The organism is Oceanispirochaeta sp. M1, from assembly GCF_003346715.1.
Taxonomy (GTDB): Bacteria; Spirochaetota; Spirochaetia; order DSM-2461; family DSM-2461; genus Oceanispirochaeta.
In genome coordinates, this window is the sequence record NZ_QQPQ01000021.1 from 1 (window position 1) to 15,878 (window position 15,878).

At 44.2% G+C, this 15,878-nt stretch carries 14 protein-coding genes and 1 tRNA gene; 8 read left to right on the plus strand and 7 right to left on the minus strand.

Annotated features, from left to right (window positions below):
• Positions 1 to 45: 45 nt before the first annotated feature.
• The 4 genes from istB to DV872_RS15285 all read left to right on the plus strand — a co-directional run bounded on the left by istB (position 46) and on the right by DV872_RS15285 (position 1,791).
• Positions 46 to 786 (plus strand): IS21-like element helper ATPase IstB, encoded by a 741-nt coding sequence (gene istB, locus DV872_RS15270; RefSeq protein ID WP_114630898.1) that lies wholly within the window; start codon positions 46 to 48, stop codon positions 784 to 786.
• Between the two features lie 74 nt (positions 787 to 860).
• Positions 861 to 1,130 carry a S26 family signal peptidase gene (locus tag DV872_RS26995; protein ID WP_114630820.1) on the plus strand — a complete coding sequence of 90 codons (270 nt, stop codon included), beginning with the start codon at positions 861 to 863 and terminating at the stop codon, positions 1,128 to 1,130.
• Positions 1,131 to 1,195: 65 nt separating this feature from the next.
• Positions 1,196 to 1,477: a type II toxin-antitoxin system RelE/ParE family toxin gene (locus tag DV872_RS15280; protein ID WP_114630821.1), complete on the plus strand. Its 282-nt coding sequence runs from the start codon at positions 1,196 to 1,198 to the stop codon at positions 1,475 to 1,477.
• A gap of 11 nt (positions 1,478 to 1,488) precedes the next feature.
• The gene (locus DV872_RS15285) at positions 1,489 to 1,791 is read left to right on the plus strand and encodes a HigA family addiction module antitoxin (RefSeq protein ID WP_114630822.1); all 303 of its coding nucleotides are present in this window, start codon (positions 1,489 to 1,491) and stop codon (positions 1,789 to 1,791) included.
• Between the two features lie 517 nt (positions 1,792 to 2,308).
• Here the strand turns inward: DV872_RS15285 and DV872_RS15290 are convergent.
• The 3 genes from DV872_RS15290 to DV872_RS15300 form a co-directional block, all read right to left on the minus strand.
• A tRNA-Pro gene (locus DV872_RS15290) sits at positions 2,309 to 2,382 on the minus strand.
• A gap of 64 nt (positions 2,383 to 2,446) precedes the next feature.
• The gene (locus DV872_RS15295) at positions 2,447 to 4,195 is read right to left on the minus strand and encodes an HD-GYP domain-containing protein (protein WP_114630823.1); all 1,749 of its coding nucleotides are present in this window, start codon (positions 4,193 to 4,195) and stop codon (positions 2,447 to 2,449) included.
• A gap of 104 nt (positions 4,196 to 4,299) precedes the next feature.
• Positions 4,300 to 5,526, minus strand: a complete 1,227-nt coding sequence (locus DV872_RS15300; RefSeq protein WP_114630824.1) for a U32 family peptidase — start codon at positions 5,524 to 5,526, stop codon at positions 4,300 to 4,302.
• 137 nt (positions 5,527 to 5,663) lie between these two features.
• Between DV872_RS15300 and DV872_RS15305 the strand changes: the two genes are divergently transcribed.
• Both DV872_RS15305 and DV872_RS15310 read left to right on the plus strand, forming a co-directional pair.
• Positions 5,664 to 6,746 carry a DUF362 domain-containing protein gene (locus tag DV872_RS15305; protein WP_114630825.1) on the plus strand — a complete coding sequence of 361 codons (1,083 nt, stop codon included), beginning with the start codon at positions 5,664 to 5,666 and terminating at the stop codon, positions 6,744 to 6,746.
• 388 nt (positions 6,747 to 7,134) lie between these two features.
• The gene (locus DV872_RS15310) at positions 7,135 to 8,262 is read left to right on the plus strand and encodes a glycosyltransferase family 2 protein (RefSeq protein WP_114630826.1); all 1,128 of its coding nucleotides are present in this window, start codon (positions 7,135 to 7,137) and stop codon (positions 8,260 to 8,262) included.
• Here the strand turns inward: DV872_RS15310 and DV872_RS15315 are convergent.
• Together DV872_RS15315 and DV872_RS15320 are read right to left on the minus strand one after the other, a co-directional pair.
• Positions 8,259 to 8,687, minus strand: coding sequence for a hypothetical protein (locus tag DV872_RS15315; RefSeq protein ID WP_114630827.1), 429 nt, complete (start codon positions 8,685 to 8,687; stop codon positions 8,259 to 8,261). The genes DV872_RS15310 and DV872_RS15315 overlap by 4 nt on opposite strands.
• 95 nt (positions 8,688 to 8,782) lie before the next feature.
• The gene (locus tag DV872_RS15320) at positions 8,783 to 11,110 is read right to left on the minus strand and encodes a DNA polymerase II (RefSeq protein WP_158546997.1); all 2,328 of its coding nucleotides are present in this window, start codon (positions 11,108 to 11,110) and stop codon (positions 8,783 to 8,785) included.
• A 203-nt stretch (positions 11,111 to 11,313) separates the two neighbouring features.
• On the opposite strand from DV872_RS15320, the gene lnt reads away from it, so the two are divergent.
• Complete coding sequence (gene lnt, locus DV872_RS15325) at positions 11,314 to 12,906, plus strand: apolipoprotein N-acyltransferase (RefSeq protein WP_114630829.1); 1,593 nt, start codon at positions 11,314 to 11,316, stop codon at positions 12,904 to 12,906.
• Positions 12,903 to 14,327: a beta-Ala-His dipeptidase gene (gene pepD / locus DV872_RS15330; RefSeq protein WP_114630830.1), complete on the plus strand. Its 1,425-nt coding sequence runs from the start codon at positions 12,903 to 12,905 to the stop codon at positions 14,325 to 14,327. The genes lnt and pepD overlap by 4 nt, the downstream gene beginning before the upstream one ends.
• A gap of 70 nt (positions 14,328 to 14,397) precedes the next feature.
• Here pepD and DV872_RS15335 read toward each other — a convergent pair whose 3' ends face one another.
• Both DV872_RS15335 and DV872_RS15340 read right to left on the minus strand, forming a co-directional pair.
• On the minus strand, positions 14,398 to 15,153 hold the full coding sequence (locus DV872_RS15335) for a ThiF family adenylyltransferase (RefSeq protein ID WP_114630831.1): 756 nt from the start codon (positions 15,151 to 15,153) through the stop codon (positions 14,398 to 14,400).
• Positions 15,131 to 15,877 (minus strand): TatD family hydrolase, encoded by a 747-nt coding sequence (locus tag DV872_RS15340; protein ID WP_114630832.1) that lies wholly within the window; start codon positions 15,875 to 15,877, stop codon positions 15,131 to 15,133. The genes DV872_RS15335 and DV872_RS15340 overlap by 23 nt, the downstream gene beginning before the upstream one ends.
• Position 15,878: the final 1 nt, after the last annotated feature.

A 15,878-nucleotide genomic window follows, 5' to 3' on the forward strand; every position in this document is an offset into this window, starting at 1 on the left:
ATGAAAATATCAGAGGGAAACAGTACTACATATAGGAGGTTTAGTATGAATAACAATCAGGTTACTATCGATAAAATGAAGGAGATGAGACTTCATGGAATGGCCCATGCTTTCCAGACTCTACTTGAAACAGGGATGAATGAAAAGTACACAATAGATGAGCTTCTGACTCACCTCATCGACTCTGAGTGGGGAGACAGGAGTGAACGAAAACGAGCCAGATTAACCAAGGCTGCCGGGTTCAGGTACCAGGCAAGTATCAGTGAATTGGACTTCTCTCTGAATCGGAATCTGGATAAGAATCTTATGCTCCGTTTGTCAGACAGTGCATGGATCAGGGATGGAAAAGACATTCTGATTACAGGGCCCACTGGTGTGGGGAAAAGTTATGTCGGCAGTGCTTTGGGCCACCAGGCTTGTGATGCAGGATACAGTGTCTTTTATCAATTAACAGGTCGTTTATTGGGAAAGTTGAAGGATGCAAAACATGATGGAACATATCTGAAAGTACTCTCAAAAATCTATAAATCAGATCTACTGATTCTTGAAGACTTTGGACTCTCTCCTTTTGAAAATCAGGGGCGGCTGGCACTACTGGATATACTTGAAGATCGGCATGGAAGGAAGTCTACAATCTTTCTATCCCAGCTTCCGGTATCATCCTGGCACAGCCTTATAGGGGATTCAACAATTGCTGATGCAATCATGGACCGTATTGTTCACAGTTCTATCAGAATAGAGCTTCAGGGAGAGTCTGTAAGGAAGAAAATGTATAAAAAAACTTGACTCAAACCTGCCACCCGGGATTAGATGAAACCAGCGGTTGAAAAAAGCGACTTAGGTGGCAGGATAAAACCGGAATGGGTGGCAGTTTTCACCGGAATATCCAATTTCCAGAGAATGATCTGATAGAAGAGGATCATTACTTCTTAATGGGTGATAACCGATATAATTCTAAAGATCTTCGCCATGGGTTACATTCGCAAGATCGTTTCTTTATAAATGATCAGGAACAGGCTTTTGTTTACAAGTCACTATTAAATCCAACAACAGTTCATGAATCAAGAATAGAAGGATTTGTGTTCTTTCGTTTATTTCCAATTAACAGAATTGGAATCCCTGCCAAATAGACAGAAGGCCGGTTGTCAGTAGTATGGGTGTTTGACACTATTAGTGTAATGCACTAACATTAGGTATGATCAAAAGCTTCCACGATGATCAGACAGAAAGTGTCTGGAACCGGACACGGGTGAAAGGATTCCCTAGTGATATTTTTAAGGTTGCCAGAAGAAAGCTTGGTTTCCTTGAAGATGCCGTAGATATTAACGATTTACGTGTTCCACCAGGAAACCGCCTTGAAGCTCTAAAAGGTAATAGGGAAGGGCCGCATAGTATTAGGATTAATGCTCAATGGAGAGTTTGTTTCCAATGGGTTGATGGAAATGCTTTTGATGTTGAGATTGCAGACTATCACTAAGGAGGTGTCCCATGGCTCATGATTTAATTGAATTATCAACACCAGGAGAAGTCCTGAAGGAAGAATTCCTTGATCCTCTGGGAATAACATCTTATGCCTTGGCAAAAGCTATCTTCGTTGATCCTCCGAGGATTGCGAGTATTATTAAAGGGTCCAGGAAGATCACTGCTGATACAGCATTAAGGTTTTCTCGATTCTTCGGGAACTCTGCTGGATTTTGGATGAATATGCAGACTCGATATGATTTAGAAACTCAAGAAGAAGAGAAACATGAGGATTTAAGTAAGATCCACCTTTATCACACGGCTTCTTAAAATATCTGTCTACTTCCGTAGAAGTAGACAGTGCTTGTATTTCTTGGTAGTGAAGCATCAATACTCACGACTCTTGTTTTCATGCGTGCACCTTGTCTTCCTGGGTATGTAGAAACCCTTAATCGCTGAAGTTCTGCGGCCTTGTACTGAGGAAAACCAATGATCTATCTTGATCCTTTTTATTGTTCGCTAGATCAAGCTTTTTTTTATGTTGATTAGAAGCTTGAATTATTACTGAAATAGAGAGTGCTATGAGAAATAGTGATATTAGGATAAATAAATGGTCACTCATATTCCCTCCAGTAGTCCTGACATATAGTTATTAAGAATAAGATTCTATATTGTGGTTTTTGCTTACAATTACATCTTTAATATAGAAGGCATGCTTAAGATTTGTGTATTTTTCTAATTTTTCCATGCCGTGAGGTCTGTTTAATTCTATTATAATAAATAATGAAATAAGTAATTATAAAAAAAAAGACTGAACCGATAAATCGATTCAGTCTATTAAAAACTATCGGGCTGGGCGGATTTGAACCGCCGACCCCGTGTCCCCCAGACACGTACGCTAAACCCCTGCGCTACAGCCCGTTTTTAATGCCTGAGTAAATTACCACAGGCCTAATTAAATGTCAATCAGCTCTCTGCTGAATTCTCAGGCCTTCAGGAAATCTCCCAGTTCCCTGTAGTAGGTGAGATTATCCAGATCCGCCAGAAAAATATCCAATAGATCAGGATCAAAATAGGTCCCTCGTTCGGATTTCATATAATTGACGATCTCCTCTTTCTCCATGGCCTTTCTGTAGGGTCTGTCTGAAATTAGAGCATCATACACATCGGCTAGTATGAAAATCCTGGCAGCAAGGGGGATATCTTCACCCTTAAGACCTGAAGGATATCCTGTGCCGTCCCAGCGTTCATGGTGATGGTAAATAACCGGAACTGCAGGTTTGAGGAAAGGGATATTTATAACCGAGTCTCTTCCAATTTCCGGATGGCGTCTCATGAGTGTCCATTCATCATCATTTAGAGGTCCCTCTTTTTTGAGTATTCTGTCCGGTATCCCCAGCTTGCCTATGTCGTGGAGGAAGGCCCCCCGTTTCAGCTGTATCTGTTCGTCTTCCGGAAGATTGACTTTCAGGGCAATATTCAGACTGATGCTGACGACCCTGCGGCTGTGCCCCTGGGTTTCAATATCTCTGAGTTCCAGTATCCGGGCCCAGGCCTGAAGAATTTCATCATAGGAGAATTCGAGAATGTCCCGGCTCTTTTTTATGCTTCGTATGAGCTGCTCATTGGTCAGGGCACTGCCTAACTGAAAGAGGCTTAACTGCAGATAATTCAGAGAGGTCTGATCGGCCTTTCCAGGCATTAAAAGCTCAAGGTAGCCTTTCGTTTCCGATGTATAGAAGCGGCATCCATAATAGTATTCCTCTGCTTCTGTATGGAGCATAAGGGGAGTTTTGTCTTCGAGACTTCTTATTCCTTCATAATCATATTCCAGATAAGAACCGGAAAAATCGGGGATGTTCACTCTCTGATTATTAATCCCATCAGGCAGGGCGGCGATACAGACCGCTTCGGATTTATCTCCCTCTGCCAGAGACAGGCAGACCGTAGTACATTGAAGTTCTTTCTCAAGAGATCTAAGGACAATGTGAAGCCTTTCTTCAAAATCCAGACGGCTGTCCATCATGACCATGCCGCTTTGTCTCAGTTGTTCCTGAACCTTTATCTGTCTCATGTTTTCCTGATGCGCAATGATGAGCTGTTTATTGAACAGTTGGGATTTTGTGTAACGGCGGTCCATTCCTTTCAGGATAAGACGGATTGTCATGGATATTATGAGACTGACACAAAGTGCATTTGTGACGATAATCCACCAGTAAGCTCCGAATTCCAGGAACAGAAGATTACTGTCTTTTGCAAAATAGAACAGAGCACTCAATCCCAGAAATACAATAGTATTTATAATGACTACATGCCATGACTTATGACTGCTGGAAAAGACCAGTAATAGTACAATGGAAAGAGATATATAAAACTGACCGGCCCCCCTTGGACCTGTTGTCAGGAGTAAGGCAATACTGACGATATAAAATCCCCAGCTGACAAGCCCCTGTCTGACCTTGTATGGAATCCTGCGGAGAAGCCCCATTAATATAAAGAAAATATAAAAGAAGGGGAGGATCAATGAGGGGAAAATCATACCTTCTATATAAAACTGATAAGTCCCCGCTACCACGGCAGGCAGAGCCAATGTATATATAGTGATCATCAGGTTGATAAAGATAAACTGCTGCCAATATTGAAGGGACGCAGCTCTGGCTTGATCATCCTTTAGGATCATCAGATTTCTGAGTTTGAAAAAGAGTCTGTAGAATTTATAACCTTTGCTTGTCATTCTCTTACCATTCAGCTCTAATCGTAATCCACTGTTCTTGTAGAGGCAAATTAAATTTAGCTTCAGAGTTTTAATATTTCAGCATTTCATGGGATCCGAGGATTCTATTTTTGAATATTCCGTCTGAGAATATATCCCTCTTTTACCTCTGCTCCGGGAATGATTGTGCATGCCTTGCCGTGGTCAATTTTCTCAATGATATTCCCTTCGGGGTCTTTCAGTTTAAAGCCGCTGTCTGCCTGGTAAAGCAGGTCTGGTCCTATGTATTCAATTTCCTGACTGCTGAGAATCTGATTTTTTACGTCCAGGTCATATTCTCCCGGGGCAGTTTCTTTGCCGATGGAGCCAAGAAATTGATAGGGAGATGTTTCCATCTTTCCTGTGGGCTGTTCAATATCATCTTTTCCGAAGTAAAAACCTGTAGAAAATTCTCTATGGCTCACCTTCAAAAGCTCTTCCCTGTATCCTTCCAGATTGGAAACAGACTTTCCTTCCAGTGAATCTATCTTCTTGCGGTAGGCCCGTGTGACGATGGCCGTATAATAGATGGACTTCATGCGCCCCTCAATCTTAAGAGAATCCACACCCGCATCCTTGAGATCCTGGATGTAATCGATCATACAGATATCCTTGCTGGAGAGAATGGAAGTAAAACCGTCACCTTCGAAAATAGGGTAGTATTCTCCGGGGCGTTCAGCTTCTTCAAGTACCATTTCTGTATTCGCCGGACCTTCCAGAGGGCGGTAATCCCAACGGCAGGAATGAGCACAGCTTCCGTCATTGGCAGAGCGGTTAATCATCTCTTTACTCAGGAAACAGCGGCCGGAATAGGCCAGGCACATGGCACCGTGGACAAAAGTTTCAATTTCGATGTCCGGAACATCCCGTCTTATGCGGGCAATGTCCTTCAGAGAACACTCTCTCCCGAGTATGACTCTTTTAAAACCAAGATCACGGTAGAGTTTTACAGCATCGCTGTTCAGGGCGTTTGCCTGAGTACTCAGATGGAGATCCCTGCCGGGAAAGCGCTTCTGCATTGTCCTGACTATTCCGAGGTCACTTATGATAAAGGCGTCGAAAGGGTAGGCTTCGAACTGATCCAGTGAAGCATCCAGACGATCCAGGTCCTGATTGTGAAAGTAAATGTTCAGGGCACAAAAGAGCTTCTTGTCCCCTTTGATCCGGGCAATTTCAGCGGCTTCATCTTTGCCGAAATTATCAGCTTTTGCTCTTAATGAGAAGCTGTGAAGTCCGATATAGGCGGCATCGGCGCCATACTGATATGCGTATTTAAGTTTTTCTACATTTCCTGCAGGTGAGAGTAATTCCATGGTCCTAATTATGGGAGAAATCAGACTCTGGTCAAGAACTCCTCATGTCTGTGCTGATATATTTCCTATTTACCCGTATGTTCTGCTCTTCTGAATATATGTTATAATGGATTTTTAAGTTAAATCAGGAGTTATTTATGACGGAAGAACAGATTCTCTGCTGGTATGGAACTGATCCATTTGAGGCCGGGAAGGCATTAATGGAGGCCTCTGAAGTCTGGAAAAACTGGGGGGAAACTGAGCATATCGGCCTGAAACCGAATCTGGTGGTTTCAAAGACAGCTTCTTCCGGGGCTACGACTCATCCTGAATTTTGTGCAGGGATCATCACATTCCTGAGGGAACAGAATTTCAGCAATATAAGTATTCTGGAAGGCTCCTGGGTAGGTGACCGTACCGAGCGTGCCTTCAAGATCTGTGGTTATACCGACCTGTCAAAAAAATACTCTGTTCCTCTGGTGGATCTGCAGAAGGATTCTTCTATCAGCTGTGAGGCAACAAACGGTGATTACAGAATTTGTGAGTCCGTGTTGAATCTGGACCGCCTTATCAACCTGCCTGTTCTTAAGGGACATTGTCAGACCGCTATGACTTGTGCAATGAAAAATCTGAAGGGATGCATTCCCGACAGTGAGAAAAGGCGTTATCACAGTGAAGGTCTGTTTCAGCCCATTGCCGATCTTAATGAGATACTGAAGGCTGATCTTATCTTAGTGGATGCATTAAAGGGAGATCCAGATTTTGAGGAAGGGGGCAATCCCCAGACAATGAATTTGTTTATGGCAGCTCTTGATCCTGTTCTGATGGACAGTTATGCCTGTACTCTTCTGGGTCTTACCATAGATGATGTTCCCTATATCAGCAAAGGGGCGGCTCTGGGTGCGGGGATTCCCCATGTGGGTAAAGATACTCTGCTGCCTCTGAATAAGGGAGAAGGGTTCAGCAGTCTTCAGCAGTCCTCGCTTTCAAGACAATTAGCAGGTCATGTTCATGAGAAAGGAGCATGCAGTGCCTGTTATGCATCATTAATGCAGGCGTTGAAGGTCCTTGAGGAAGAGGGAAGTGCCCTGCCTGAAACAGTTAAGATCGGACAGGGATTCAAGGGGGTCCAGACCGACGGAATGGGGATCGGTAACTGTCTGAGCGGCTGTATTTCAAATGTCCCCGGATGTCCTCCTTCAAGTTCAGAAATTGCGTTTTTCCTCAAAAAAGGGTTATGAGCAAAGGGAATTCACATAAATTCAGGTAAATTCATGAAATAAAGATATTAATTAAACTGAATTCACACAAAGACCGATCTATACTATAGATAAGTAAAGATAGTTCAACCGGTCAGAGAGCGATCATTAAGATTCCAATATAAAGCCGGATGATATAAGTAACCCCGGGACAATGAAGCGGGGTTTTTTTACGCCCATACGGTTTTTCCTCTCCCTGAATTTCTTCAAATATTTTTTTTGTGATACTTTTTGTCTCCTGCCTTGTCTTATTCTTTATATAAACTCTAAAGGGGCGGTATTTTTTATTAATCGTCTATAATATGATGGATAGGCTGGGAAATACAGAATTTCTCAGGCTGTATAAGCTCAAAACCGATAAGAGGGATATATGCTTTTCATAGATATTGTTCACATCATTATCCTCGTTGTAAGTTCTTATTTTTTACTTAACACCATTATTAATATTCTTTATCTGCGATATCAGTCAAAAAACCCTTCTGTAAAAAAAGGTCCTAAAATTTCCGTGATGGTTCCTGCCAGAAATGAAGAGGAAAATATCAGATCCTGCCTGGAATATCTTCTGGATCAGGATTATGAAAATTATGAAATTCTTGTAATGAATGATAATTCCACTGACAGTACAGGAGAAATCCTTGATGAGATGGCCAGGGAATATCCCCGGCTGAGAATCTATAATGGGGCTCCTCTGAAAAAAGGCTGGTTCGGCAAGCCATATGCTCTGCAGCAGCTCAGCCAATATGCCACGGGGGATTACTATCTGTTTTCCGATGCAGATACAATTCACAGCAGAACAAGTCTTTCATTCTGTATGACCAATGCCCTCTACCATAAGGCCGACCTTGTTTCAGCATACCCCAGGGAGCTGATTGGAACCTTCGGTGAAGTTATGAATGTTTCGGCTATGTACATCATGACCACCATCATTATGCCCCTGCCCGCCATTGATTACATAAAGTGGAAACAGGCATCTTTCTGTCTGGGACAGTATTTTTTTGTTAAGGCTGATGTATTTAAAGAGATTGACGGTTTTGAAGCCGTAAAACATGAAATAACTGAGGATGTCGCTTTTGGTAAGACCGTGAAGCAGAGGGGATATAAGACGAAATTTCTTGATGCCCAGCCTCATGTGGCCTGTCAGATGTATAAAAGCTTTGCAGAATCATTCCGGGGTATTGGAAAGAATGTTTATAATGCTGTCGGACGAAATATATTTCTTCTCATAGGGATAATTATACTTGTTCTGCTTTTTATAGATTACCCTGTATTCAGGCTGATTATGGATCTTTCTGAGGGTAAGGTTTCTCTGGCTATAGTCTTTTCTGTGGTGATTTTCTTTCTGATGTGGTTACTCAATGTAATAGACAGAAAATTGCCTATCTTCAGTGTTTTTCTTTATCCTTTCCAATATCTGAATGTACTGGCCATGGCTCTGTATTTTACATTTAAGTTCAAGTTCGGTGAGGGGATTGTCTGGAAGAACAGGACTATGGATTAGTCAGGTATTCTTTTCGGTTTATTTTTTTTATCAGTAATATTGTGTACTACCCAGACAACTTTGTGCTGAATGTCTGCAGGATCAATCTCCAGAGGATAGAGATTCCCTTTGAATCTCTGGATGGATGAAGGTCCTTCAGTCATCTGTTCAATGAAATCTGATGATGATAATTCATATTCAATTTCCAACGCCTGCTCTGTGCGGACTACTTTTTCAAGAAGAGACTGAAAGTAGTCAGCTTTTTCCTTTATCAGAACATCGGGGTAACTTTTCCCGATGAGTACGGAACCATCTGAGTACAAAGCTCTGTTTGTGCCTCCCAGAAGACTCAGGTACTCTCCTGTATGACTCATTATAAATACAATGGTATTCTCTTCCTGGAGAACATGGACAATTTCATTCTGCAGATCACTGGACATATCCATTCCGGCGGCTCCTGGTGTGGGATCTTATTATAATTATACCCCTGAAATGGCCGGATTGGAATTATATTCTTACAATCGCCCTGTTGATGCAAGTTTTAGAACAGGTCCAGCTGCTTACCGTGACACAGTTCATCAAAGCTCAGTCCCATGTAGGGGAGAACCGCATCAGCCAGTGGGCGGATCTGTTTCTCTATATAGTGTTCGTAGTCAGGTTCCTTGGGATTCATCTGTATCGGAACAGGTCCCGCGGCTGTCATGATGTATTCAACAGATCTGATTTTGTGTCTCTCGCTGATGGGGAGGAGAAGAGCTGCTTTCACATGGGGGGGGACATTCTTTGTGTATTCTTCGGGAGCCTTACTCAAGCCCTTTTTATAGACCAGCTCATCATCCATCTTTCCGTTTCTCAGATCTTCTATATATTCCATAATCCAGGCCGCCGCATCTTCCTTATTGAAAAACAGTCTGAACAGTTCATATTGAAAATTCCGGGCCATCTCAGTCCAGTCTGAGCGTACGAATTCCATCCCCGTGAATTCAAGACTTGTGAGTCCGTTTTTATCAAGAAGGCCTGCATAGCGTTTACATGCTCCCATATCTGATCCTCTGAGTGGAGGAAGAAAGAAGCGTGAATAGAGTTTTTCAAATTCAATTTCAAGATGGGAAAAGACGCTGGATTCCTCCATCACTTTTTTTTCCATAAAATGGTTCACCCTGTCTGCCAGTTTCTGTGCAGCCTCCCGGGCATTGTGTTTCTCTTTATCCTTGAGGCAGACAAATACTGAGTCTGTATCACCATAAATGACCTTGTAATCTTCCTCTCTTAGCCAGCGTACGGTTTCTTTAAGAATCCACTGACCAGTGCCTGTTATGGCCCGGGGAAGGTCGGGGTTGTAGAAGCGGCAGCCTGTTGTGCCCATGGCACCATAAAAGGAATTCATTAGAATCTTGATAGCCTGTGAGAGCTGATCGTTCCTCTCCTCTTTTGCCCTTTGACGCAGTTCCATACAGTTCGCCAGGAACTCAGGAAGAATTGTTTCTGTTCTGGAGAAACTGTGGCCTGTGGGTGTTGTGATACTGCGGTCTGCCTTTCGAATCAGTGCCAGGGGGTCTATGTTGAATGTTCTGATGACAGAGGGGTAGAGACTCTTGAAGTCCAGGACAATGACATGTTCATAGAGCCCCGGCTCCTCTGAGAACACAAAGCCCCCTGCAGCACTTTCTCCAGCCTGAACATCTGAAGTATTCGGGGCGACAAGGCCATGTCTGTGAAGACGGGGAAGGTAAAAGAAGTCAAAAGCGGCTACCGTTCTGTTCACCTGATCAAGGGGAAGACCTGTCATCTCTCTTCTTGCCAGAATAAGCCCGATCAGATCCGTCTTTTTCAGAATATCGCTGACAAGAATACAGTCTTCAAGATTATATTTTGCCAGACTTTCGGGATCTTCCCTGTATCGCCTCTCTATTTCCTCTACCTTGGCAGCTCCGTCTCCGCCGATATCCTTACCACGGCCCAGAAGCGCCTGGGCTACTGTCTCAAGCTTGAAATTCTCGAATTTATAAAAGTTCTGTCTCATGGTCTGCAGGGCATCAATGATCTGCCTGCCTCTGCACTCTGCGGAGAAAAACCCGCTTCGGTTCTCCTTTATTTTCAGGGGCTGGCTGTCCCGGCCGAGGAGGATGGGAATCTCATGAAGTCTGTATCTTTTCTCCAGAACAGCAAGATCAAATCCTATGACATGCCAGCCGGTGATTATATCGGGATCCCACTTCTGTACCCAGGTCTGAAATGCTTTCAGTGTTTCAGCTTCACCCGGGCAGAACTGCATATCTCCCTTGCTTCCACTGTGGTCACTATGGATCAGTATCTTTTTGAATTCATCGATTACAGTGTTATAACCTGTCCCATGCATGGCGATGGAATATATCTCGCCGTCTTTGCCGGTTTCAATATCCAGTGACATAATCCTGAGCTCAGGCTGCCATTTCTCATCTACTTCCACCGCTGTTATGACAGGATTTGTATACTGAATCCCTCCGTTTATGCGCTGTCCTATGCCTTCCCATCTGATTCTGCCGGTAATAAAGCGCTCCATCAGATAGCGATCTGCAGGGTATACATCACTTTCAAATACCCGGTATTCCTGACTTGTAAGTTTATCCCGGCCTGCATAAAACTGATGCATGGAATTGAAGTAAAGAGCATCTACAGGGGTTCCTGAATAGTTTGTCAGTTTGAGGGATTTTCTCTTTGAGATATTTAGATCAGAGGGGAGCTGAGTATCTCCAGGAATGAAGAAAACCGGCTTATTATCTGTGATCAGGATAAAAAAGGGCCCCTCCGAACCTGTTCCGGTAAGATGAATTTCGTGGCTGCCCTTATTATCCAGACTCTCTGCTGTAAGTATGTACCCCTGCTGCATTACAATCTCCTGTCCTGTGATTATAGGCATGTAGGTTCTTTTATGCAAAATATCTCTTAAAAAGGAATATATCTACTGAATTTAAGGCTGATTTCTCCGGGCCCCTTCTGCTTTCACAATACTATTTTCTGGGGTACAATCGGGGCTGACTTGATGGACTTCTGTCTACGGTTATAAATTTAAAATACAGGAGAGATACTCTTATGGAGAACACTCTTAAAAAATATCCCTGGCTTACAGAGCTTTTTCTGCTGGTTTCGGGATCTTTGCTTTTTGCTCTATCCTTTCCAAACTTTATGTACCGATGGGGATTCGCATTCCTTGCCTGGTTTGCCCTGATTCCCATATTTATTCTGATCAACCGGGTCGGGTTTTTAAAGAGCATGTTATATGGAGCTCTTTATGGGTATTTTGCCTACAGTCTTTTGAACTTCTGGCTGGCTAAATTCAATCCAACGTCCTTTGTGGTAGTACCCCTTATCTATGGCATATATTTTATTTTCTGGTTTCCTGTCTTTAAATGGGCCGACTGGGCTTTTTCCCGCTGGGGATACATTCTGCAGCTGGTTTTCTGGCTTGGATTTGAAATCTTCAGAACAAGAGGATTTCTCGGCTATTCATACGGAATTATGGGATACACACAGTACAGAAACCCCGCTGTAATCGGAATTGCCGACATCACCGGGGTCCTGGGAGTTTCCATGCTTGTGGTCTTTCCGTCAATATGGATAGCCAGGTATATCCGTTTCAGGAAAGAGGAGGGGGCCTCCTTCGAAGTCTTGAAAAAGGCACGTTTTCTGGTAATCCCCGGTATTGTCTACCTTGTCATTCTGGCAGGAAGTCTGCTGTATTCAGGTATAAATAAAGTAGATTATGAAGATGGCCCTAAATGGAAAACCTCTCTGATTCAGCACGATATAAATGCCTGGCTCAGTGGTACGGAAGTCTATACCCGGGCTCTTGATAAACTTCTTGAACTGTCGGAAAAAACTCTGGAAGAGGATAAGCCCGATGTAGTTATCTGGTCCGAAACAGCTTTTGTCCCCTCTATTGAGTGGCATAACAAGCGACGGGATGATCGAGAGAGGCTGGCTCTTGTCCAGAAACTTATGACCTTTCTTGAGAAGACAGATACACCCTTTATCATTGGTAATAATGATACCAGACTCTCGGCGGGCAAGAAGGTCACCTATAATGCGGTTCTTCAGTTCGAGGGATCAGAGATTGCCGACAAATACCATAAAATCCATCTTGTTCCCTTTGGTGAGCATTTTCCATATGTAAAATTGTTTCCCCGATTCTATGAATATATTCTGGATAACGGAGCAACATTCTACGAAAAGGGAAGTGATTATACAGTCTTCGATGTAAACGGAGTGAAGGCTTCTCCCCTCATCTGTTTTGAAGATACATTCGGTTATCTGAGCCGTAATTTTATAAGAGAGGGTGCACAGGTCCTGGTCAATGTCACCAATGACTCATGGTCTCCTGCACAGGCCTGTTCTATACAGCACGTAGGTATGGCCGTATTTCGTTCCGTTGAAAACAGACGCTCCATGGTCCGGGCGACTAACGGCGGATTCACCTGTCTCATAGATCCCAATGGTAAAATTGTTGAGTATCTGGAGCCCTTTACAGAGGATGTCCTAACTGTGGATGTTCCTGTTTATGATGGTGATCCCACAGTCTATAATAGAACTGAATTTTTATTTGACCGGCTGATTATGGTCATGTCTGTTCTGGCAGCTTTGCTGCTGGCAGTGGTCACAATTCAAAGAAAAAGAGGTAAGAAATGAATCACAGCGATAGAATTATATCCTTTCTAGAGGAAATCAATAAAACTCCCCGAAAGTCGGGAAACCGCGGACCCATTACCGCCTATCTGAGAGGCTGGGCTGAGAAGAGGGGATACGAAGTAAAGCAGGATAAAACTGATAACCTGCTGATCAGGGTTCCCCCAACCCCCGGATATGAGAAGGCTCCAATAATTGTTCTTCAGGGACATTCGGATATGGTCTGTGAGAAGGTTCCCGAATCAAATCATGATTTTACAAAAGATGCAGTTAAGCTTGTAAGAGAGGGTGACTGGATAAAAGGAGATGGTACCACAATCGGTGCGGATAACGGAATCGCCATTGCTCTGGCAATGGAGCTGGTGAGTTCAGAAGATGCGGAGCATCCTCCCATTGAGATCCTTATTACCTCAGATGAAGAGATAGGCCTTGTAGGTGCGAATGCTCTGGAAGACGGTTTTGTGGAAGGTAAAGTCCTGATCAACCTGGACTCCGAAGAGGAAGGTATCTTTACAATCGGATGCGCCGGTGGCGCTGACAGTGATTTCACAGTTCCCGTCAATTCTGCAGCCCCTGGTTCTGCACAGTTTTACACCCTTACTCTGGGAGGTCTCAAGGGAGGTCATTCGGGTATGGATATTGCCCTCAATCATGGTAATGCTCTTAAAATGATTGAAAGGGTTCTCAGCAGTTTGAGTACTCAGAAGGGATTTTCTCTTGCCTCTATTAACGGTGGCAGCGGTGCTACCAATGCAATCTGCCGTGATGCTGATGCCGTGTTTGCAGCAGATGGAGATATCCGGCCTCTCATTGCTGAGTGGGCGTCACTGCTGAAAGGGGAATGCGGTACAGTGGAAGAAGATTTTTTTCTGACAGTGATCGAAGCTTCTGCTCCTGGAAAAGTTCTTAATGCAGACTCTGCCCAGCGTGTTCTCAGGACCATCCGTCTGACACCCCATGGTGTTGAAAAAATGTCATCAGATATTGAGGGACTTGTGGAAACTTCCAGCAACCTGGCCTGGGCTGAAATATCTGCCGATAAGGCCAGATTGCAGACAAGCCAGAGATCTGCTGTTATGTCAGAACTTAAAGATATGAACGAAAGAATGATTGCAGTTGCCGAGTTGGCGGGAGGCAGTTGTTTTACTCTGAACAAGTATCCTTCATGGAAACCCAATCCCTCATCGGCTCTCCTTGAAAGATGTACCCGTATTTACAAAGAGTGCTGCGGGAAAGAGGCTGTTGTAGAAGCTATTCATGCAGGACTTGAGTGCGGGCTGATCGGTGACAAGTATCCGGGAATGGATATGATTTCCATGGGACCCAGCATGGAAGCAGTTCATACTCCTGGGGAGCGTCTCTATGTCCCTTCACTGGAGCCCTTTCGTGATTTCCTTGTTGCTCTTCTGAAATCTTTTAAATAGTCGAACATTTTATCAGCGGCGCCCTTTAGGGGCGCCGCTGAATTGTCTTCTTTATAATGAGCCGGGCCACTCAGCGAAAGCTTCCACCCAGAAGTTTCTCCAGGGCGCAATGTCCTATCTGCAGGCCGAAGATGCCGGTTATGGTCGGCAGACTCCCCAACACCTTTCGTTTCCTTCCCCTGTCCAGTACCTGTTCATTCCTGTCGGGATTCTCCTCTTCTTCCGGATCTTTATAATCATATTCCACAGTCTCAGCAGAATAGAGGCAGGTGATCCCTTTTCCAACTCCTCTGCGCCGGAGTTTTTTCCGGATTTGTCTGGCAAGGGGGCAGGTATGAGTCTTCATCAGGTCGCTGCATCTTATTGAAAATGGATCAGTATGCACCGCGGCTCCCATGGATGAAACAATGGGAATACCCCTATTCCACGCATATTCCAGAAGGGTAAGTTTAGGAGCCATGGAGTCGATGGCATCTATCAATACATCCGGTTTTTCCGAGAAGATCTGCTCCATTGACTCATCATGGGCAAATATATTCAGGGCTGATACCTTGCATTGAGGATTAATATCCAGAATCCGTCTTCTGGCAAGTTCCACTTTGGATTCTCCGATTGTAGATTCCAGAGCCAGGAGCTGTCTGTTGATGTTTGTCAGATTGACCGTATCAAAATCAACGAGAGTGAAATATCCGACTCCGCTGCGGGCCAAAGCCTCCAGGGCATAACCTCCCACAGCACCGAGGCCGACTATGCAGGCTCTCTTCTCTGCGAGACTCTCTCTTTTCTCCCGTCCGATAAGACGGTCAATGCGTAAAAAGCGTTCCATTCTCTTTTACTAACCTGCTCAGGAGGGGAATGTCAATTCCAAATTTTGCGGAAACCCTTTTGTAATGCTCTGAAAGGCAGTCTGAATAGGAGGGTCTGTGATCTCTGTCCCCTCCCGTTCCGGAGGCAGATGCAGGGATACAATAGGGCCAGTCGGTTTCCAGAAGCAGCTTATCCCGTGGGATCAAGCGGGCCGTCTTCAGAAAGTCCTCATGATCCCAATGGCTTCCCTGCCCCAGAGAGATATACATTCCCAGTTTTATATATCGCTTCAGAATTTCTGATGACTCTTTAAAACCATGGATCATCATGGGTACTCCTGGATTCAGATCTGACAGGAAATCTGCCAGTGCTCCGGAGGCTCCAACCTGATGGAGAACGACAGGGCGTCTGTATTTCTCAGCAATTTCAATCTGCCGGCTGAGAATCTTCTCCTGAACTGCCTTGGGAACTGTTTTGTAAAAGCGTTTGTCCAGGCCGCATTCACCTATCCCTGCATGAGGATTCTGTTCTATGAGTTTTTCCAGCTGCGGCATCAGACGCTCCCAGTTCTCATTGATCCTCTCCGGATGCAGCCCCAGAAAGGGTACAATATATTTCGTGTCCAACAGAGTCTGCCAGTCATCAGGGCCTGCAGCACAGGAGATATATAGTCCTCCATCAGAAAAGGACTTCATATCAGGACACGGAGAATGGCTGCTGTGAAGATGGGCATCACTGTACATA